Below are 19,150 nucleotides of genomic sequence, written 5' to 3' on the forward strand. Positions count from 1 at the left end.
CTGGTTATCCGTAGTGCTTGGGAAAGGCGGCTGCGAGGAACGCGTTGGCCGCTTGCAGCGCGGTTTCGCGCGTGGTGTCTTCGGTTCCCATCATCAACCGCAGCCACAGGCCTTCCAACATGGCTGACAGCGCCAGCGCCATCACCTGCGGCTCATAGGCATAGCCGCCGCTCTGCTTGAGCGTCGCGCAGAGGTCGATGAAGACCTGCTGGTAATATGCGTCGCGGGAACTGCTCAGCGCCTGATAGACCGGCCGCGACTTGGCCTCGCCCCAGAAAGCGAGCCAAGCGGCGAGCTTGCGCTTGTTGCAGATCGAGCGGTCGAAGTCGGCCCAAACCAGAATCTGCAATTGGCGGGCTGGGTCATCACCGGCTTTCCGCAGGGCAGCACGCCAATGTGCCGAATACTCGTCATACATATACTGCAGGGTGGCGATCAGCAGCTTCTCTTTGCTCTCGAAATGAAAGTTGACGATGCCGCGCGACAGGCCGGCGCCATCGGCGACATCGGCCATCGTCGTCTCCGCGTAGCCGCGCTTGGCCAGCGAATCGATGGTCGCTTCGATCAGCTGCTGTTGCCTGACCTCCTTCGACGCCTTGCGGCCGCGTTTTTCCGGTTCGGTTTCTCCAGACGTGTCGGAGGATCGCTCTTCGCGCGCAGCTTTCATCGGTGCCGTCATGCTCCACATTGCCGGCTATCCCACGACAGCCGGCTTCCACCCGCGAAGATGAGTGGGACGGTGCTCGCCACTGTCAAGCACCTTCTTCATGGCCTCCCAGGTCTTGATGTTCTTGTCGATATAGGCCGCTCCGACCGCGGCTGCCGCCGTCTCGTAGAGCGGGCCTTTCAGCCTTTCCAGCTCGCCGCGCGCGACCTTGCGATACCAAGAATTGCGGTCTCTGACGGCGACATCGGCAAAGCCGGCGCTGCGCATCGCTTGCGCATAGCGTGCCGACGAGGCCATGGCGAAGGACAGGCCTTCGGCCGCGACATAGGCCTTCATCTCAGATGACGGCTCGCCGTCATGGCCGATCAGCCAGTCGGATGCGGCGAGGACGCCGCCCGGCTTCAGCACGCGGAAGATTTCCGCAAACAGCGCGTCCTTGTCGGACACGTGCACCAGCGCATCCTTGGAGAAGACGACATCGAACGAAGCGTCGGCAAAAGGCAGCGGCCCCGGCGGCGCCTGGACGAAGCTGGCGCGGTCTGAAAGCCCTCGTACAGCAGCCCGCTTTCTGGCCGCCTCGATCACCGGCCGCTCGATGTCGAAGCCGGTGGCATGAGCGGCACCGTGGCGCTCGACCAGATGCAGCGCGATGCCGCCGGAGCCGCAGCCGATGTCGAGGATCGTCTTGCCCCTGAGCGACAGCCCTTCGACCACCCGGTCGACCTCGTCTGGTCCGCCCGGCGACAGATAACCCTCGCCCCACAGCGCCTCGAGGAAGCGGATCGCGGCGTCGTCATATTCCGGCTCGCCATCTGCCGTTTCGATCATCAGACCTTAAGTCCCATCAGCCGAATTGCGCAGGTTCGAATGCCGGCAAAGCGTAGCGTATTAACAGGAAAACGCAATATCATTTGTTGAACATTCATTCAGAACGGCTGGACAGAATAGCCGCTGCCGTGCCAAATTCCGCGCATTCGGCGACAAATCACGCGAAAAATGAAGGGTCGAGCACCATGAAGGCTGGGCGCGAATGAAAGCTTGGGATGCGATCGTCATCGGCGGCGGACACAACGGCCTGGTCAACGCCAGCTATTTGCAACGCGCCGGGCTCGACGTGCTGGTGGTGGAAAAGAACGACTGGGTCGGCGGCGCCGCTACCAGCCGCGAGCTGACGCCGGGCTTCCTCTACTCCAACTGCTCCTATGTCTGCTCGCTGTTTCGCCCCGAAATCATGCGCGACCTCGAACTGCCGCGCTTCGGCTTGCAGGTGATTTCCTATGAGGGCGGCGCCGTGTTCACGCGCGATGGCGACTACCTCGCCAACTACCGCGATCACGATGCGCACCGGCGCGAATTTGCCCGCTTCTCCAGGCGCGACGCCGAGGCCTATGACCGTTATTCGCGCGACGTGACGCGGCAGTGCCGCTTCATCCAGCCGCTGCTGATGCGCACCGCACCGGACCCGACCAGTCTCAAGCCGCGTGACCTCGGAGAGCTTCTCTATCTCGGCAAGAAATTCGCCGGCCTGTCATCAGAAGAAATGGCGCTGACGCTGCGCTTCTGGACCATGTCGATCTCGGAATTCCTCGACGAATATTTTGAGACCGATGTCATCAAGGCGAACTTCGCTTTGTCCGGCATCATCGGTACCGCGCTCGGGCCGATGTCGCCCGGCACAGCCTACGTGCTGCTGCACCATTATATGGGTGAGGTCGACGGCTCGGTCGGCGCCTGGGGCTATGCGCGCGGCGGCATGGGCGCCGTCACCAAGGCGCTCGCCGCTTCCTTCAAGGCGTCCGGCGGCACCATCCGTACCGGCGCCGAGGTCGACCATGTGCTGGTGAGCCGAGGCAAGGCCAAGGGCGTGGTGCTGGCTGGCGGCGAGGAGATTTACGGCAAGCTCGTCGTCTCCAACGCCGACGTCAAACGCACATTCCTGAAACTGGTCGAGGAGAAGGAACTGCCCGACATTTTCCTGCGGCGGGTCAGGAACTTCAAGATCCGCGGCTCCTCCGGCAAGGTCAACATCGCGTTGGATTCTCTGCCGGAATTCCCGGCACTGCCGAAGGATTCACCCGTTTATCGCGGCGACATGCATTTCACCGATTCCATGGAGCGCATGGAGCGCGCCTATGACGACTGGAAGGCCGGTCGCTGGTCGGCCGACCCATTCCTCGACATGGTCATCCCAACGACGCTCGACCCGACCATGGCGCCGCCGGGCAAGCATTTTATGAGCTGCTTCGTGCAGTACGCGCCGCCCAAGGTGAATGGCCAGGACTGGACCGATGCCGACCGCGACGGTTTCGCTGAAAGCGTGGTTGCGCAGATCGCGGAATACTCGCCAGGCTTCCGCGACCGCATCGTCCATATGGAGGTGCGCACGCCACGCGAGATCGAGGCCGAGGTTGGGCTGACCGAAGGCAATATTTTCCAGGGCGAGCTGACCTTCGACCAGCTGCTGTTCAACCGGCCGGTGCCGGGCTACGCACAATACCGCTCGCCGGTCGGCGGGCTCTATATGTGCGGCTCCTCGACACATCCCGGCGGCGGCGTCATGGGCGCACCCGGCCGCAATGCGGCAGCCGAGATCCTGCGCGACCTCGCCAAATCGACCTCCCATATGAGCCCGGCCCATGACGTCATTTGATGCCATTATCATTGGCGGTGGCCACAACGGCCTTGTCGCTGCCGCCACGCTGGCCAAGGCCGGCCGCAAGGTGCTGGTGCTGGAAGCCGCTGGCGATGTCGGCGGCGCGGCGCGCACCGAAGAGTTTGCGCCGGGTTTTCGGGTCTCCTCGATCGCGCATGTGCTGAACCGCCTGCACCCCGACGTGGTGAAGACATTGGAGCTGGAGAAACACGGGGTGCAGGTCACCCGTACAGACTTCATGCCGTCGGTCGCCTTGGCGAAGGACGGCCCGCCGCTTGTCCTGCATGGCGCCTATGGCGAAGTGCTGACCGGCTCCACTCCGTCCGAGCAGTCCGCCTGGAAGGAATTGCGCGCCCAACTCATGCGCTATGCCGGCATCCTGAAACCGTTCCTGTCGCGGCGCCCGCCCGATCTCGGTGGCATGTCGCTGCTTGAAACCGCAGCGCTCGGCCAGACGGTCGTGGCGCTGAAAAAGCTCGGCAAGGAAGACATGCGCGACTTCCTGCGCGTTCTCCTGATGAACGTCGCCGACCTGCTCGACGAGCAGCTTGCCGATATCAGGCTGAAGGGCCTGCTTGCCTTCGACGCCACGCTTGGTAGCCATCTCGGCCCGCGTTCGCCGACCTCCCTGCTCGGCCTCTACTATCGGCTGGCCGGCGAGACCGGCGGTGCGGCAGGGGCACAGATGCTGCCGAAAGGTGGCATGGGTGCGGTCGTCGCCGCGATCCGCGCGGCGGCGGAGCAAGCCGGCGTCACCATCCGCACGGCAGCGCCCGTGGCCAGGATAGTCGTCGAGAAAGGCCGCGCCGTCGGCGTGACCCTGGACAGCGGCGAGGTGCTGCAAGCCAGAACCATCATCTCCGCCATCAACCCGGCGACCACCATGCTCGGCCTGGTCGGGTCACGCGAGATCGGCACCGGCTTCGTGCGCAAGGTGAAGAACATTCGCATGAAGGGCGATGCGGCCAAGCTCCATCTGGCGCTCGACCGGCCGCCGCACTTCGCCGGCGTCGACGCCGCCAGCCACAAGGGCCGTCTGGTCATCGCGCCCTCGGCCGACCATGTCGAGCGCGCCTTCAACCCGTCAAAATATGGCGAGTTCTCAGCCGAACCGGTGATGGAGATCACACTGCCGTCGCTCTCCGACCCGTCGCTCGCGCCAAGCGGCGCCTACGTGCTGTCGGCGATCGTGCAATACGCGCCTTATGCGCTGAAAGAGGGTTGGGATGCCGGCAAGCCGAAATTCCTCAAGGCTGTTATGGCGCAGCTCGAAGCGTACGCCCCCGGTATCGGCAAGTCCGTGCTGCATGCCGAGCTTTTGACGCCAGCCGATATCGAAGCCAATTGCCGCATGCCGGGCGGCCATTGGCACCACGGCGAATTGCAGGCCGACCAGATGTTGATGTCGCGGCCCGTCTCCGGCTGGTCGGGCTACGACACGCCGATCGAGGGGCTGTTCCTGGCCGGCGCCGGTTCGCATCCGGGCGGCGGCGTTTCGGGTGCTCCCGGTTTGAATGCGGCGCGGCGCATCATCGCGATGAAGGGATGATCTGATGTTTCAGCCAGTCAACGCCGCACTTTACGGCGAAGGAATGCCGTCATGACGAGTCCGATCAACAACGCCGCCCGCACCACAGCGCAGTCGCATTTCCGCACACTGCGTCTCGGCACGCCGTTCCAGCCGCGCATCGATGCGCTGGCCAAAACTCAGGACTGGTACAATTGGGCCGGCTATCGCGCGCCGCGTTCGCTGTGGGACGAGGAACTCGAATATTTCGCCATCCGCAGCCAGGCGGCTTTGTTCGACATCTCGCCGATGACCAAATACCGCATCGAGGGGCCGGATGCCGAAGCCTTCCTCGATCGCGTCACGCTGCGCGATGTCACCAAGCTGAAACCGGGCCGCGTCCACTACACCGCATGGTGCGACGACGAAGGTTTTGTCCTCGATGACGGCACGCTGTTCCGGCTGTCGCCGACCCGCTTCCGCCTGTGTTCGCAGGAGCGGCACCTGCCCTGGCTGCTCGACAGCGCCATCGGTTTCGAAGTGACCGTCGAAGAAGAGACTGAAAGCGTCGCTGGTCTCGCTCTGCAAGGCCCAACCTCCTTCGCCGTGCTGCGCGAGGCCGGCTTTGCCGGCGTTGAAAAACTCAAAGTGTTCGATCTCGCCGAGTTCCCGCATGACGGTAGCACCGTCACCATCTCACGCACCGGCTTCACCGGCGATCTCGGCTACGAACTGTTCGTGCCGGCCGAAAAAGCGCTCAGCCTCTGGGACCGCCTGATGACGGCAGGCGAACTGCGCGGCATCCGCGCCATCGGCTACGCCGCCCTCAACCGCGCCCGGCTGGAAGCCGGCCTCATCGTCGCCAATGCCGACTTCACCACCGCCGAGCATGCCATTCGCGCCGACCGTCTGCGCATGCCGGACGAGATCGGTCTCGGCTTTATGGTCGATTTGGGAAAAGGCCATTTCAATGGCCGCCGCGCCATGCTCGAAGCGCGCGCCAAACGCAAGCTGCGCCATGTGCTGGTCGGGCTGGAGATCGAAGGCAACATCCCGGCCGAACACGCCATCGTCTATCACAAGAAGCATCAGGAGGTCGGGCTGGTCAGCGCCGCCATGTGGTCGCCGATGGCCAAGCGCAATAACGCCATCGCCTCGCTGACGCGTCCCTATGGTGATAGGATGGTCGAAGACCTCTGGGTCGAGATCTACGCAATGCGCGAGTTGCAGTACCAGAAGCTGATGAAGCGGGCCAAGGTGGTGGCCCGTCCCTTCATCAAGCTCGACCGCCGCACCGCCAATCCGCCGGCGGATTTCTGATCATGGCCAACGAACCGGATGATGAGGCGGAAGCCGCCGAACAGTGGCAGCTGGTCAACACGCCGCTCGGCGAAAAATGGTCGGGTCGCGCCCGCTATGCCGCCGCCATGTACTTCTACAAGCGCGGCGAAATGAGCGCCGAGACGCTCGAAGTCTACCGCATCTGCGCGCGGCTGGACTGGGAGAACCCGCTGCCGATGATCAGGGATCGCGGCGGCCAGGATTGGCTGAAGCGCATGGGCGCTTAAGCCTCAGCCTATGGTTCTTTCGAGAACGCTCAGCCAGTTGCGATAGGCGATCTTCTCGATCAACGCGCGTCCGAAACCGCGCGCGGCCAGCGCATCTATCAGCTTCGGCAGACCGGCAACGTCGCCGATGACCGCCGGGATCATGGCGCCGTCGAAATCGGAGCCGAGACCGACGCCGTCCTCGCCCAGCGCCTGCAGCAGCGAGTCGACATGGCGCACCATGATGTCGAGGCTGGTGTCCGAGTTCATCCGTCCGTCTTCACGCAGGAAGCCGGTGGCGAAGTTGAGCCCGACCATGCCGCCGGTCTCGCGGATAGCGCCGAGCTGCCAGTCCGTCAGGTTGCGCGAATGGGTGCACAGCGCATGCACGTTGGAATGAGTGGCGACCAGCGGCGCATCGCTGAGCGCGGCGACATCGCGAAAGCCCTTTTCGTTGAGATGTGACAGGTCGACCATGATCTTGAGCTGATTGCAGGCCTTGACCAGCGCCTTGCCGGCATCGGTCAGCCCCGGTCCGGTATCGGGCGACGACGGAAAGCGGAACGGGACGCCATGGCCGAAGGCGTTGGGTCGGCTCCAGACAATGCCGAGCGAGCGCAGGCCGGCTTCGTAGAGCACGTCGAGCAAGGTAAGTTCGGGATCGATCGCCTCGACGCCTTCGATGTGGAACACCGCTGCGATCGAACCTTTCGCCATCGCCTCGCGAATGTCACCGGCACTGCGGCAGACGGTCAGCGCCCCCGCTCGCTCCAGCCGAAACAGGATCGAGGCCATGCCGATGGTGGAATTGAGCGCATCAGCGCGTGGCAGTTCCGGCGGCAATGGCTCATTGTCGCTCGGCGCCGGCGGCACCGCAGAGCGTTTGCTCTTCTCGACCGGCGGTGGAAAGATCGCGAACATGCCGCCGGCAAAGCCGCCCTTCTTGGCGCGCGGCAGATCTATATGACCGCCCTGCGTCCCCTCGATGAACAGCTTTTCGACGTCGGTGTCTTTCGACTGGTACAGTCGCAGCAGCGTGTCGTTGTGGCCGTCGAAGACGGGGACGAGATCGGATTCGGTCATCAGGAAGCCATTCGGTCAGTTGGCAGGAGCGGACGAACCGCAGCGAACTGTGTACTTAGGCAAGAAGGCCGAACTGCGCAAATGCCAGAGAGGCGTTCGCTCTTGTGGCTGAGCGACTCCGACCACCTGCCGGTCCCCGCTGCTTCGCAGCGTCCCGGCGTTCGCCGGCCTTTCATCATGCCACCGGCACGATGAATTCGCCTGCGGCGAACCGGCTGCTCACCCCACAAGGGGAGAAGGGAAAAAGGTCTATTGCTTCAGCACATCCGCCCATTCCGGATGGCGGCGGAACTGGGCGTTGGCGAAGGGGCAGAGCGGGATGATCTTCTTGCCCACTGCCCGCGCGTCCTCGACGGCGCGTGTGACAAGCCGAAGGCCGGCGCCCTGGCCGCGAAACACGTCCGGCACTTCGGTGTGATCGATGATGATCTGGTGCTCGCCGACCTTGGTGAAGGTCATTTCCGCCTCGGCGCCACCGGGCCCGCGCAGGACATAACGTCCCTTCGAGCCGCGGTCCTCGAGTTCGATCTCAGGCAATTCGTCAGGCATCGCTTGCTCCTTCAACCGGCGCATCGGCAAAAAGCCGCCTCGCCGCTTCGATCTCGTTTGGTCGAATTTCGTGGCCGCCATCGTGCCACTCCACTGTGACATCGGCGCCATCGGCGCGCAAATAGGCCTCCAGCCGGGATGTCAGGTTGGGCGGGCAGATCGGGTCGCGCTTGCCGGCGGTGACCAGGATGCGGCGTCCGGCAAGGCTGCCCTGCACCTGCGGTTCGAACGGGATCAGCGGGTGCATCAGCACCGCCGCATCGAACAGCTCGGGCGCGGCGAACATTACGGACGCCAGGATGTTGGCGCCGTTGGAATAGCCGAGACCCAAGACCGAAGATGGCCTTGCCGCTATCACCTGCGCCTTGATGAAACCGGCCATCTTGGCGGTCGCCCGCGCGAGGTCGTCCATATCGTAGACGCCCTCGCCGGTGCGGCGGAAGAAACGCGCCGCACCATGCTCGGAAACATCGCCGCGCGGCGATACGATCGTCGCCTGTGGCGCGAGGTCGCGCCCGAGCGACAGCAGCTGGCTCTCGTCCGCGCCGGTGCCGTGAAAGACGAAGAGCAGCGGGCCGCCGGGCGAACCCGGCAGCGCCTTATGGATGTAAGCTTCCTTGCTCATCGTCTCAGCCTTCCAGCTTCTGCAGATGCTCTTCAAGATAGGGCCGCAGATGCTGGTGCTGCGTCGGCAGTTTCAGGGCTTCGCCGAGATGGGCGGTGTCCTCGTCGCGGTCGAAGCCCGGCTCATTGGTAGCGACTTCGAACAGCACGCCGCCCGGCGTTCGGAAGTAGATCGCCCAGAAATAGTCGCGGTCGATCACCGGCGTTACGCCATAACCCGTATCGATCAGCGCCTTGCGCACTTCGAGTTGCTGGGCGCGGTTCTCCACCGCGAAGGCGACATGGTGGACCGAGCCGGCGCCGAGATTGGCAAAGCCCGCGGTAGGCAGCGATTCGATATCGACGACATCAGCGCCGTTGCCGTTCTTGATGGCGAGCCGGCTGACACTGCCGGACTTGTCCACTTGCTCATAGCCCATGAACTTCAACAGCTCTTCCGTGGCGCCGCCATCCTTCAATCTGAGCGAGACCGAGTGGAAGCCGCGTATCGCCTCATCAGCGGGAATGCCGCCTTTCAACCATGGCGCGCGGCTGTCCGCTTTGTCTTCGACCAGCGCGAAACCGTCGCCGTCGGGACCGGCGAAGGCCAGCCGCTTCTCGCCGAACGTCTCTTCGCGGGAGACACCCGCAACGCCTTCATCGGCGAAGCGCTTTTCCCAATAGCCGAGCGTGCCGGCCGGCACCGAATAGGCCGTGGTACCGACCTCGCCGACGCCGTGGCGGCCCCTGGCAATGTCGGGGAACGGAAAATAGGTCATCACCGAGCCGGGCGTACCGTGCTCGTCGCCATAATAGAGGTGATAGACATCTGGCGCGTCGAAGTTGACGGTCTTCTTGACCCGGCGCAGGCCGAGCTTGTGCGTGAAGAAATCATTGTTCTGGCGCGCATCGCCGGCCATCGACGTCACGTGATGCAGGCCCTTGATCTGGTCGAGCATTGTCTTGCTCCTTCCCTTCGGTTTGCGGCCCTTGCCGCTGTCCACGCCTATATGAGGGGCCGCCCGGCAATGGCAAAGGCGGCAAACTCAGAATGGACTGTATCCTAATAGTGAACAGCAGGAAATTTTCGTTCACCATTTAAGCAAGACCGACAGGCTTGCGCCGCAGCCAAATTCCGGTTCATTGAACGTCTTCCCGACGTGACAGGATAGAGCATTGGCCGCGAAAAGCAGACGCCCAAACATCCTATTGATCTCCTGCGACCAATGGCGGGGCGATTGCCTGTCGGCTGCCGGCCATCCCGTGGTGAAGACGCCGAATGCCGATGCGCTCGCCGCCGAAGGCGTCCTTTTCAAGCGGCATTACGGCGGCGCGGCGCCCTGCTCGCCGGCCCGTGCGTGCCTCTACACCGGCCTCTACCAGATGAACAATCGCGTTTGCCGCAACGGCACGCCGCTCGACGCCCGCCACGGCAACATCGCGCTTTCGGCCCGCGCCCTCGGCTATGATCCGACTTTGTTCGGCTACACCGACGTCTCGCCCGATCCGCGCACGATGGCGCCGGGCGATCCCCGGCTGAAAAGCTATGAGGGCGTGCTGCCCGGCTTCAGCGTGCGCCAGTTCCTGCCTGAGCATCAGAAGCCATGGCTGTCATGGCTGAAGGCACCTGGCGTCGACACCAGCGCGGGCTCTCCCGGCATTCACCGTCCCGTGGGCGGGGAAGCGGGCGACGCCGTGACCAACGCGCCGCCTGTCTATTCCAGGGACGAGACGCCGACCGCTTTTCTTGCCGGCGAATTCATTCGCTGGCTGGACGAACAGGATGCGCCATGGTTCGCGCATGTCTCCTTCATCAGCCCGCATCCGCCCTTTGTCGTGCCGCAGCCCTACAACACGCTGTATGATCCGGCGGACGGACCGCCCTTCTGCCGTGCCGAGACTTGGCAGGCGGAGGCGCAAAGGCATCCCTATCTGGCTTACGACCTTGGTCGCCAGAAGCGGAGAAGCTTCCGCCCCGGCACCGACGGCCACGTGCGCGACTGGGGCGAGGACAACATCCGGGCCATCCGCGCGATCTATTACGGCATGATCTCGGAGGTCGACGCGCAGCTTGGCCGCATCTGGCAAGCGGTCAAGAAGGCGAATGCATGGGATGACACCATCATCGTGCTGACTTCGGATCACGCGGAGATGATGGGCGACCATTTCATGCTGGGCAAAGGCGGCTTCTTCGACGGCAGCTATCACATCCCATTGATCGTGCGCGACCCACGACGCGGCAATGCAGCCGGCTCGATCGTCAACCACTTCACCGAGGCAGTCGACATCTTTCCGACTTTGCTCGATCTGCTTGACGCCGACGCCCAGCTGCATCTCGACGGCCGCTCGCTAAAACCGTTCCTGCAAGATGAACCGCCTAAGGATTGGCGCGACGCGGCGCATTGGGAGTTCGACTTCCGCTCGATTGCCAGCGGTGAGGCCGAACGGCATTTCGGCATCGGCTCGCGTCAGTGCAACCTCGCCGTCATCCGTACGGAAAAATTCAAATACGTGCATTTCGGCGGCGGCCTGCCGCCGCTGCTCTTCGACATGGAGAAGGATCCGGGCGAACTGGCCAACGTTGCCGCCGACCCGGCCTATCTCAGCGTGCGGCTTGAATTTGCCGAGCGGCTGCTTGCCTGGCGCGCCGAGCATCTCGACCAGTCGCTGGCGCTTGCAGAGCTGACGGGCCAGGGGGTGGTAGGCAGCAGGCAGCAGGCAGCAGAATGTTTCCGGCGGCCTGATGCCTAGTCGCTTGGTTTTTCGCCTACGCCTAATCCCTACTGCCTATTCCCTTACTGTACCATCATCCGCTGCTGGTCGCGCTTCTCAGCATAGCTGCCCTTGTCATAGGCGGCCTGCGCCTGCAGCTGCTCCTTGGTGAAGTTGGTGTAGAGATATTTGTTGCCGTCCTTGTCGGTCATGAATTTGAGCTTGTCCATGCCGACCGCGACCTCCTTGGCGCCGATGCCTAGAAAGCCGCCGACATCGATGATGACGGCATCCGGCTTGCTGTCGGGCGTGAGCACGACGTCGCCGATCTCGCCGACCTTGGCGTCGTTGGCGCCATAGACGGTGGTGCCCTTCAGGTCGTCGCCTCTGATGTTACCGACCGGCATTTCGGTCAATGTGGACTTGTCGATCGCTGCCGTTTGCGTCGGATCGGTGGCTTTTGTCCCGGCCGGAGCTTCCGCGGTCTTGTCCGCTGGCTGAGCATTGTCAGCCGGTGCAACGGCCGTCGGGGCAGCCGGAGCAGTCGGCTGCGTCGCGTCGGAGGTTGTCGTCACGGGCGCCGGATCATAGGGCTTGCGGTCGAAATCAGGCTGCGCCTGCAGTTCCTCCTTGGTCGTCTGCGCCACCAGCCAGCGATCGCCGTTCTTTTCGGCCCACCGCGCCTTGGCGAAATCATAGGTGACGTTCTTTTCACCCATGCCGAGGAAGCCGCCGACGCCGATCACCAGCGACTGCGCCTTGCCATCCTTGGTCAGCACGATGTCGTTGACGTCGCCGATATTCTGGGCATCGTCGCCAGTGCCATTGTAGACATTCTCGCCGATGATGTTGGTTGCGAGATTGCCGTCAGCGCGTTTCACCGCCGGTTCTGACGGCGCGGCGTTGAGATCAACCGGCTTCTGCGGGTCGTTCTGCGCCGTGGAAGCAGGCGCCGAGGCCGGATCGTAGGGCTTACGGTCGAAGTCGGGCAGCGCCGTCAACGCTTCTTTCGTCGTCTCGGCGACGAGCCAGCGGTCACCATTCCTCTCGACCCATTGCAACTTGCCGTAGTCGAAGGCGACGTTCTTGCTGCCTATGCCGAGGAAGCCGCCAACGCCGATAATGGCGGATTTCGCCTGGCCGTTTTCATCGAGGACGACGTCGCTGACGTCACCGATCTTCTGCGCATCGTCGCCGGTGCCATTGTACACGGACTCGCCGATGATATTGGTCATCAGCGCGCCGTCGGCCTGTTGCGGCGCCGGCGCGATGGTAGCAGGGGCTTCAGCCGGCGCTGGGGTCGTCGCCGGGGCCGTCGTTGACTGCGCAAACGCACCGGTAGCGATCAGCGTTGCCAGTGCGGTCGTCGCGAACAGTGTGCGGATCATGATTAAGTCTCCTCTTGCGTGATCTCGTGCGCGCCGCAATCGGCAAACCACTTGCCGGGAGACCGAAGGCGGCGCCTCCAATGGGATCACAACGTTGTGACAAGGCGCTTGTTCCGAAAAAACGGGAGCATCGAAATATCCCGGGCAAGTCCGTGAAATCGCCCGACATTCCGCCCGGCCGATGGAACCATTGCCAAGCTTGCCCGTTTCAGCCTGCGGCTGGCATTCCGGCCGCTAAAAAGAATACGGAGTGGGGCATGCGATTTGCAGCGGTGCTGAACCGGGACGGCGGCACCTTGCGGACCACCGATCTTTCCGCGCTAACCGACCGGATGCGCCAGACGCTCGAGGCGGCTGGTCACTCCATCGAGATCGACATCGTCGCCGGCAAGGAGATTGTCGCGGCGCTCGACAAGGTCGCCGCGCGGCGCGACATCGACGTCGTGCTGGCCGGTGGCGGCGACGGCACCATTTCGGCCGCCGCGGGGCGGCTGATGAATGGCAAGAAGGCGCTGGCCGTCCTGCCTGCGGGAACCATGAACCTGTTCGCCCGCGGCCTTGGAATTCCGCAGACCATCGATGGCGCGCTGAAGTCCTTTGCCGACGGCGAGATCATGGCGGTCGATATCGCGAGCGCGAATGGCCGGCCGTTCGTGCATCAGTTCTCGATCGGCCTGCACGCCAGGATGGTGAAGCTGCGCGACAATATGGAATTCGCCTCGCGCCTGGGAAAGATTCGCGCCTCGGCCAAGGCCGCTTGGACGACGATCAACAATCCTCCCGCCATGAAGGTGACATTGAAGGTCGGCGAAGCCGAAATCGTGACCCGCATCAGCGGCATCGGCATTTCCAACAATCTGTTTGGCGAAGGCCATCTGCCTTATGCCGACAATCCTGCCGGCGGCGTGCTCGGCATCTATGTAACCGTGGCGCGGCAGCGTGGCGAACTGGTCAGGGCGCTCTTCGACATGGCTCGAGGCAGGTGGCGCGACAGCGATCATGTCGAAACTCATCAGGCCGACAAGGCAATCGTGAAAATCCATACAGGGAGCAAGAAATTCGGTGCCGTCATCGACGGCGAACTGGTCAAGCTGGAGCGTGAAACGACAATCCAGATCCACCCTGGCGCACTGAACGTCCTGGTTCCGGCGCAAGCCGCCCAGGCGAAGGCCGCCTGATGCGATTACGAATGACGCGGAAAACCCTAGCCGCCCGACTGCCCCTCGCCGGCTGGCGCGCTCTGGTCGGCCGGCGCGGTCTGGCCGGTGGGCTGCCCCTGGCTTTCAGGGGTATCTGGATCGATCTTTTGGCCATAAATCTCGGCCGCTCCCCAAGCAATGAAAGCCAGGAGCAACGCGGCGACCAATATGCGCAGGCCGTGCCAACCCCAGCGCCCCTGACGGGCTTTGTTTTCAGGGGCGATCTTGGTCATCGGCGGCGTTCCTATCGCGCAACCGGGATGGTGGATAAAACCATCGCCGGCGAAACATGGTGGGGTAACGATTGCTTGCTACAAAAGTTCCGGCGCGCGACGGCCGCGCGAGATGCGCGCCACCGCAGGTGGGGCCTGCAAGCGAGGGGGCTTGGTGGATAGCAAGGTGGCGAAGCAGGCTGGTTTGCCGGTTGAGGTCCGCCGCGCCGTGGCGGCGCCGGAGCGGGTTGCCGTACTGCATAGGCTTGACGCGATCGACACCGACTCCGATCCCGACTTCGATCGCATCACCGGCCTTGCCGCAGCCGTGATGCAGGCGCCGATCGCGCTCGTCACGCTGCTCGACACCGAACGACAGTGGTTCAAATCCTGTGTCGGCTTCAACGAGACCGAAACCGCGACCGACATATCGTTCTGCGCCCATACCATTGCCGCCGGCGACGAGCCCATGGTGGTGCCGGATGCCAGCATCGACCCTCGCTTCTCCCGCAACCCGCTGGTCACCGGCGAACACCATGTCCGCTTTTATGTCGGCGCGCCGATGGTGGTCGCCGGCGCGCGCGTCGGTACGGTGTGCGTACTCGACCGGGAGCCGCATGAATTTCCGTCCGCTGCCGCGCTCGATCATTTGAAATCGCTGGCCAGCCTCGCCGCCAGCCTGTTTACCCTCAAGGACGCCACCCGCAGCGGCGCCATTGCCACGGCTGCTTTGGCGCAGGAGGAAAAGCGCCGAGCCATAGCGCTCGATGCCGCCTCGCTCGCCAGTTGGGCCTGGGATATCCGCACCGACATGATCGAATGCGACGTGCGTTTGTCGGAGCTGTTCAACCTGCCGCGTTCGAACCGGCTGCGGGCGCGCGACATTCTGGCCGCCATCGACCCGCGCGACGTCTACCAGACCGAGACGCGCTTTCGCGATGCCCTGACCGGCAGCGACGACTATTTCGGCGAATACCGGGTCAAAGGCTTCGATCCGCCGCGCTGGATAGTCACCCGCGGCCGCGTCATCGAGCGCGACGGCGAAGGCAAGCCGACGCTGATCTTTGGCGTCAACTACGACATCTCGGAACGCAAGCTCGGCGAGGACCGGCAAAGGCTGCTGCTGCGCGAGCTCAACCATCGGGTCAAGAACACGCTGGCGACGGTGCAGGCGCTGGCGACGCAGACCGTTCGCCACGCTCGCCGCCCAAGCGAATTCCTGGAAGCCTTCGGCGCCAGGCTGCAGGCGCTGGGCGCTGCCCATAACCTGCTGTCGGATCGCGAATGGCGCGGCATCGGTATTCGCGAACTGATGCAGATCGAGGTCAAGCCGTTCGATTCGGCAGAACGGCCGCGCATCGTGATCTCCGGTCCGGATCTGCTGCTTTCGCCCGACCAGGCGGTGGGGCTCGGTTTGATCATGCACGAACTGGCCAGCAACGCGCTGCAATACGGATCGCTGTCGGTTGGCTCGGGGAAGGTCGATGTCGACTGGAAGGCGGCGGGCAAGAAAGGCGCGCGCCGCCTTGTGCTGACCTGGAGCGAAAGCGGTGGGCCGAAAGTCGACCCGCCGGAACGCCAGGGCTTCGGCTCTATCCTGATCCGCCGCAGCCTCGCCAAGGTTTTGTCGAGCGAAGTGACCCACGAATTCCGCGCCGAAGGCGTGTTCGCCGAAATATCGATGCCGCTTGAAGATCTGCCGGCTTAAAGCAATTTCAGAAGTGCGAAGCGGTTTTCCCGGGAACAGCGTATCAGCGCGACGCGCTTTAGTCGGCTTCGCTGTCTGGATCGCCCGGATCCGGTTTGACGTTCTCGCGGTAGATGGCATAGGCCGCGAGCGCGATCATCGGGCCGAGAATGACGCCCTTCCCGCCTTTCCCCTTGAGCAAGGCCGGCAGCACGGCAAGCGCCGCGGTGATACCGAGCGCCTTCAGGTCGGCATTGCGCCTTCGCGCACGTCGGCGTGCACGCGTTCCAGCCGCAAGTTGATGAATGAGCACGATAAGCCCGGCCAGTACCAGGAAACCAGCGGCGAAGCCAAGACAGGCGGCCATCGAGCCATAACGGTCAGCCGCCCAGATGTAGGCCGCCCCCAGGAGAAACCCGAGGCCGCACAGGGCAGCCACGGCGGCGAGCCCGTAGACGATTGCCGCCGTGCGCGCGCGGCGCATGGCGGCAATGGCTTCACCCGAGGCCAAGGCCGAGATAAGCGGTGCCAGCATGCCCATCTCTGTCGAAACTAGCGCCGGGCAAGAAGCGCAAACAGGAAGCCGACGCCGGCCGCGATCGCCAGTGAAGTGACCGGCTTCTCGCGCACATTGGCCGTGATCTGGGCCTCAAGATCCTTGGCGTTGCCACGCAGGCTGTCGAAGACGGCTTCGCCCTGCGCGCGCAACTGGTCGACGCCTTCGGCAGCAGCGCGCCGCGCCGTGCCGTAACCATGTTCGCCGGTCTTGGCCAATTGCTTGGTCAACTTTTCGATATCCGCCTTCAACTGCCGAATGTCGGCTTCCAGGTCGGCGTTCGTCTGACTTTCGTTGGCGGTTTTTCCTGCGGCAGTTGCCATTCTAAACTCCTTGCGTTTGCTTGGCTTCAAACGCCCGACACACGTCATGGTTCCGAAATCGGAGACCGTATCCATGAAAGGGTGTTTGCAAGTGCGAGTCCAGCCCCAGATGGAGGCCTGCCTGTCAGATCAGCGGCCGACGGCCTTCGCTTAGCCCCTCCCAGCGCGCGAGATCCTTCAGCCCCTCCCCGTCGATCACTTCGCAACCGCCGTCGCGCCAGGCGATAAGCTTGCGATCGATGAGCTTGCGGATCGTCTTGTTGGTGTGGACCAGCGACAGGCCGAGCGTATCGGCTACATGCTGCTGGGTAATCGGGATTTGCACCGGCGCCTTGCCGTTGAGCCCGACTGCCGCCGCGCGGCTGGCGATGAAGGCTATGAGATAGGCGGTGCGCTCGACCGCCGTGCGCCGACCGACGCTGAGCAGGTTCTCGTCCAGCATGCGCTCCTCGCGCGACGCCAGCCAGGTAATGTCGTAGGCAAGGCCCGGATGGTTGCGGTAGAGCTCGTGCAGGTTTTCACGCTCGAAGACGCACAACAGCATGGGCGACAGCGCCTCGACCGAGTGCTGCATTTCGCCCATCAGGCTGCCCTGCAGCCCGATAAGATCGCCGGGCATGGAGTAGTTCAGGATCTGGCGCCTGCCGTCCGACAATAGTTTGTAGCGGAAGGCCCAGCCCGAAAGCACGGTGTAGAGATGAGCACTTTGGCTGCCTTCGACCAGCACTGTGGTGCCCTTGTCGACGGCCAGTTCGCCCTTCTTGAACATGCTGACATAGGCAAGCTCCTGCTTCTCGAATTCCCGGAACACCGGCAATGGCCGAAGCGGGCAGATCTCGCATGGGTACTGACGGCTGGAAAACGAACGACCATTCTGGCCAGACATTTCGATCCCTCTTTCGAAAGTCTCTTGCCAGAGACTGAGTGCTACGCCTTTGCAAGGCCGCGGTTCCGCTGCCGATGGCATGTCTTTTTTAAATGACAGGATGGCAAATAGCGATCATGACTCGCTACACTCCACTGAGGCGAATTCGAAGCTCGCTTGTGGAGTAGAGCCGGTGGGCGAACTTTTCGGATTAAGGCCTGACCGATCCCCCAAGGTCCGCGATGCGGTTGACTGGAGTCACTGTACCCGATGCTGCAAGAATTGAGGAGAGATTGCCAAGTGCCGCCATTGCTTGAGGGATTGCGAATTCTTGTCTTGGAGGATGAATTCCTGATCGCCATGGATGTCGAGCAGCTTTGCCGCGACCATGGCGCGAACGACGTAGTGATTGCCCGCGCTCTGGCCGAGATCGATGAGCAGAAGGTCGTTGGCGAGTTCGACGCCGCTATCGTGGACCTCATGCTGGGCGGAACGTCCACACTCGATTTCGCCGCGCGGCTGCGCCAATCGGGCCTGCCGTTTGTCTTTGCCTCCGGCTATTCGGACCCCGATGAGATCAAAGGGTCTTTTCCCGGCATCCGCCTGGTCACCAAGCCCTATTCGGGGACCGATCTCGTCGAGGCTCTGGCGGCGGCCTGCGGCCGCGCGCCAGTCTGAGATATCTTCGATGCGTATGTGTAGAGAGCCCAGGCCCGCAAACGGGGCCTCCGCCGTCAGGCAGCGTTTGAACCCGTCACCTGGGACGAGATCGCGTCCGGCCCGTATTCGTCTTCGCCGGAGATTTTGAGGATCTCCTGCAACCGCGTGCGGGCCCGGCTGACCCGGCTCTTGATCGTTCCGACCGCACAGCCGCAGATTTCGGCAGCCTCTTCATAGGAAAAGCCTGAAGCGCCGATGAGGATGATGGCTTCGCGCTGGTCCTCGGGGAGTTGCTCGAGCGCGCCGCGGAAATCCTTGAGGTCAAGCTGGCCGTGCTGAGCCGGATGAACGGCAAGCCTGGCCGTCATGATGCCGTCGCTGTCCTGCACCTCGCGGCCGCGCTTGCGCATCTGGGAATAGAACTCGTTGCGCAGGATGGTGAACAGCCATGCCTTGAGATTGGTGCCGGGCTGAAAGCTCTCATGCTTGTCCCAAGCCTTGACCAGCGTCTCCTGCACCAGATCGTCGGCCTTGTCGGCATTCTGCGTCAGCGACACGGCAAAGGCCCGCAGGCTTGGGATCGAGCCGAGCAGGTCGGTCTTGAACCCTTGTGAGACAGCTGCCATGCCTCAGTCCTTCTTCTGTGCGGGTTCGGCCTTTTCCAGTTGGCTGAGCAACTGGGCAAAGCGATCCGGCACATTGTCCGAGACCAGCTCGTCATAATACTGTTTGAGTTTACGGCCAATTTCCGAATTCGCCCCGAGCGGGTCGCCGGAATTGGCCCGGCGCCTGTCAGCGGCGCCAGCCAGCGTTTCTTTATTCATGTCCTTCATTTCGCCCTTAAATCCAGCGCCCCGAGCCGCCCCATTACACAACGCAAAGCGGCCCCCTCGTCTGGTTGCCCATCGCACCACAAACGTCGCCCGTGCAGTTTCGTTC

Annotated in this window: 21 protein-coding genes; 8 read left to right on the forward strand and 13 right to left on the reverse strand. The window is 63.2% G+C overall.

The window, feature by feature from the left end; genetic code table 11:
* Nucleotides 1-4: 4 nt before the first annotated feature.
* Nucleotides 5-667: a transcriptional regulator BetI gene (gene betI / locus ACYG97_RS20225; RefSeq protein WP_023711681.1), complete on the reverse strand. Its 663-nt coding sequence runs from the start codon at nt 665-667 to the stop codon at nt 5-7.
* A gap of 27 nt (nt 668-694) precedes the next feature.
* Nucleotides 695-1,495 carry a class I SAM-dependent methyltransferase gene (locus ACYG97_RS20230; protein ID WP_023734633.1) on the reverse strand — a complete coding sequence of 267 codons (801 nt, stop codon included), beginning with the start codon at nt 1,493-1,495 and terminating at the stop codon, nt 695-697.
* A gap of 202 nt (nt 1,496-1,697) precedes the next feature.
* On the opposite strand from ACYG97_RS20230, the gene ACYG97_RS20235 reads away from it, so the two are divergent.
* From ACYG97_RS20235 to ACYG97_RS20250, 4 genes are read left to right on the forward strand one after another with little or no spacing between them, the layout of a single operon-like run.
* Nucleotides 1,698-3,317: a phytoene desaturase family protein gene (locus ACYG97_RS20235; protein WP_023711679.1), complete on the forward strand. Its 1,620-nt coding sequence runs from the start codon at nt 1,698-1,700 to the stop codon at nt 3,315-3,317.
* Nucleotides 3,304-4,869 carry a phytoene desaturase family protein gene (locus tag ACYG97_RS20240; protein ID WP_023734634.1) on the forward strand — a complete coding sequence of 522 codons (1,566 nt, stop codon included), beginning with the start codon at nt 3,304-3,306 and terminating at the stop codon, nt 4,867-4,869. The genes ACYG97_RS20235 and ACYG97_RS20240 overlap by 14 nt, the downstream gene beginning before the upstream one ends.
* Nucleotides 4,870-4,920: 51 nt before the next feature.
* Nucleotides 4,921-6,147, forward strand: coding sequence for an aminomethyltransferase family protein (locus ACYG97_RS20245; protein ID WP_023734635.1), 1,227 nt, complete (start codon nt 4,921-4,923; stop codon nt 6,145-6,147).
* A gap of 2 nt (nt 6,148-6,149) precedes the next feature.
* Nucleotides 6,150-6,395, forward strand: a complete 246-nt coding sequence (locus tag ACYG97_RS20250) for a hypothetical protein (RefSeq protein ID WP_023670081.1) — start codon at nt 6,150-6,152, stop codon at nt 6,393-6,395.
* Between the two features lie 3 nt (nt 6,396-6,398).
* On the opposite strand, the gene ACYG97_RS20255 is transcribed toward ACYG97_RS20250, so the two are convergent.
* The 4 genes from ACYG97_RS20255 to ACYG97_RS20270 all read right to left on the reverse strand — a co-directional run bounded on the left by ACYG97_RS20255 (nt 6,399) and on the right by ACYG97_RS20270 (nt 9,568).
* Nucleotides 6,399-7,457, reverse strand: coding sequence for a dipeptidase (locus tag ACYG97_RS20255; protein ID WP_023715013.1), 1,059 nt, complete (start codon nt 7,455-7,457; stop codon nt 6,399-6,401).
* A gap of 249 nt (nt 7,458-7,706) precedes the next feature.
* Nucleotides 7,707-8,006 carry a GNAT family N-acetyltransferase gene (locus tag ACYG97_RS20260; RefSeq protein WP_023683956.1) on the reverse strand — a complete coding sequence of 100 codons (300 nt, stop codon included), beginning with the start codon at nt 8,004-8,006 and terminating at the stop codon, nt 7,707-7,709.
* Complete coding sequence (locus ACYG97_RS20265; RefSeq protein WP_023734636.1) at nt 7,999-8,631, reverse strand: alpha/beta hydrolase; 633 nt, start codon at nt 8,629-8,631, stop codon at nt 7,999-8,001. Before ACYG97_RS20265 ends, ACYG97_RS20260 begins: the two co-directional genes overlap by 8 nt.
* 4 nt (nt 8,632-8,635) lie before the next feature.
* A complete protein-coding gene (locus ACYG97_RS20270; protein WP_023670085.1) occupies nt 8,636-9,568 on the reverse strand; it encodes a VOC family protein in 933 nt (310 codons plus the stop codon).
* Between the two features lie 217 nt (nt 9,569-9,785).
* Here ACYG97_RS20270 and ACYG97_RS20275 point away from each other — a divergent pair, with 217 nt between their 5' ends.
* Entirely contained in the window at nt 9,786-11,360 is a 1,575-nt protein-coding gene (locus ACYG97_RS20275) for an alkaline phosphatase family protein (protein WP_023734637.1), read from the forward strand.
* 44 nt (nt 11,361-11,404) lie between these two features.
* Here the strand turns inward: ACYG97_RS20275 and ACYG97_RS20280 are convergent, their stop codons facing one another.
* A complete protein-coding gene (locus tag ACYG97_RS20280) occupies nt 11,405-12,709 on the reverse strand; it encodes a PRC-barrel domain-containing protein (protein ID WP_023708587.1) in 1,305 nt (434 codons plus the stop codon).
* A gap of 257 nt (nt 12,710-12,966) precedes the next feature.
* Here ACYG97_RS20280 and ACYG97_RS20285 point away from each other — a divergent pair, with 257 nt between their 5' ends.
* A complete protein-coding gene (locus ACYG97_RS20285) occupies nt 12,967-13,887 on the forward strand; it encodes a diacylglycerol/lipid kinase family protein (RefSeq protein ID WP_023734638.1) in 921 nt (306 codons plus the stop codon).
* A 26-nt stretch (nt 13,888-13,913) separates the two neighbouring features.
* On the opposite strand, the gene ACYG97_RS20290 is transcribed toward ACYG97_RS20285, so the two are convergent.
* Entirely contained in the window at nt 13,914-14,141 is a 228-nt protein-coding gene (locus ACYG97_RS20290; protein WP_023693688.1) for a hypothetical protein, read from the reverse strand.
* Nucleotides 14,142-14,253: 112 nt separating this feature from the next.
* Here ACYG97_RS20290 and ACYG97_RS20295 point away from each other — a divergent pair, with 112 nt between their 5' ends.
* Nucleotides 14,254-15,828: an HWE histidine kinase domain-containing protein gene (locus ACYG97_RS20295; RefSeq protein WP_081731358.1), complete on the forward strand. Its 1,575-nt coding sequence runs from the start codon at nt 14,254-14,256 to the stop codon at nt 15,826-15,828.
* 58 nt (nt 15,829-15,886) lie between these two features.
* Here ACYG97_RS20295 and ACYG97_RS20300 read toward each other — a convergent pair whose 3' ends face one another.
* The 3 genes from ACYG97_RS20300 to ACYG97_RS20310 form a co-directional block, all read right to left on the reverse strand.
* Entirely contained in the window at nt 15,887-16,348 is a 462-nt protein-coding gene (locus ACYG97_RS20300; RefSeq protein WP_023683962.1) for a hypothetical protein, read from the reverse strand.
* An 11-nt stretch (nt 16,349-16,359) separates the two neighbouring features.
* Nucleotides 16,360-16,686, reverse strand: coding sequence for an ElaB/YgaM/YqjD family protein (locus ACYG97_RS20305; RefSeq protein ID WP_023670092.1), 327 nt, complete (start codon nt 16,684-16,686; stop codon nt 16,360-16,362).
* A gap of 124 nt (nt 16,687-16,810) precedes the next feature.
* Nucleotides 16,811-17,572 carry a Crp/Fnr family transcriptional regulator gene (locus ACYG97_RS20310; protein ID WP_023734640.1) on the reverse strand — a complete coding sequence of 254 codons (762 nt, stop codon included), beginning with the start codon at nt 17,570-17,572 and terminating at the stop codon, nt 16,811-16,813.
* Between the two features lie 339 nt (nt 17,573-17,911).
* Between ACYG97_RS20310 and ACYG97_RS20315 the strand changes: the two genes are divergently transcribed.
* On the forward strand, nt 17,912-18,229 hold the full coding sequence (locus ACYG97_RS20315; protein WP_050485906.1) for a response regulator: 318 nt from the start codon (nt 17,912-17,914) through the stop codon (nt 18,227-18,229).
* 56 nt (nt 18,230-18,285) lie between these two features.
* Here the strand turns inward: ACYG97_RS20315 and ACYG97_RS20320 are convergent, their stop codons facing one another.
* Nucleotides 18,286-18,837, reverse strand: a complete 552-nt coding sequence (locus ACYG97_RS20320) for a sigma-70 family RNA polymerase sigma factor (protein WP_023670095.1) — start codon at nt 18,835-18,837, stop codon at nt 18,286-18,288.
* 3 nt (nt 18,838-18,840) lie between these two features.
* Complete coding sequence (locus tag ACYG97_RS20325; protein WP_023670096.1) at nt 18,841-19,044, reverse strand: NepR family anti-sigma factor; 204 nt, start codon at nt 19,042-19,044, stop codon at nt 18,841-18,843.
* Nucleotides 19,045-19,150: the final 106 nt, after the last annotated feature.

The sequence above is a fragment of the Mesorhizobium sp. W067 genome (assembly GCF_054719525.1).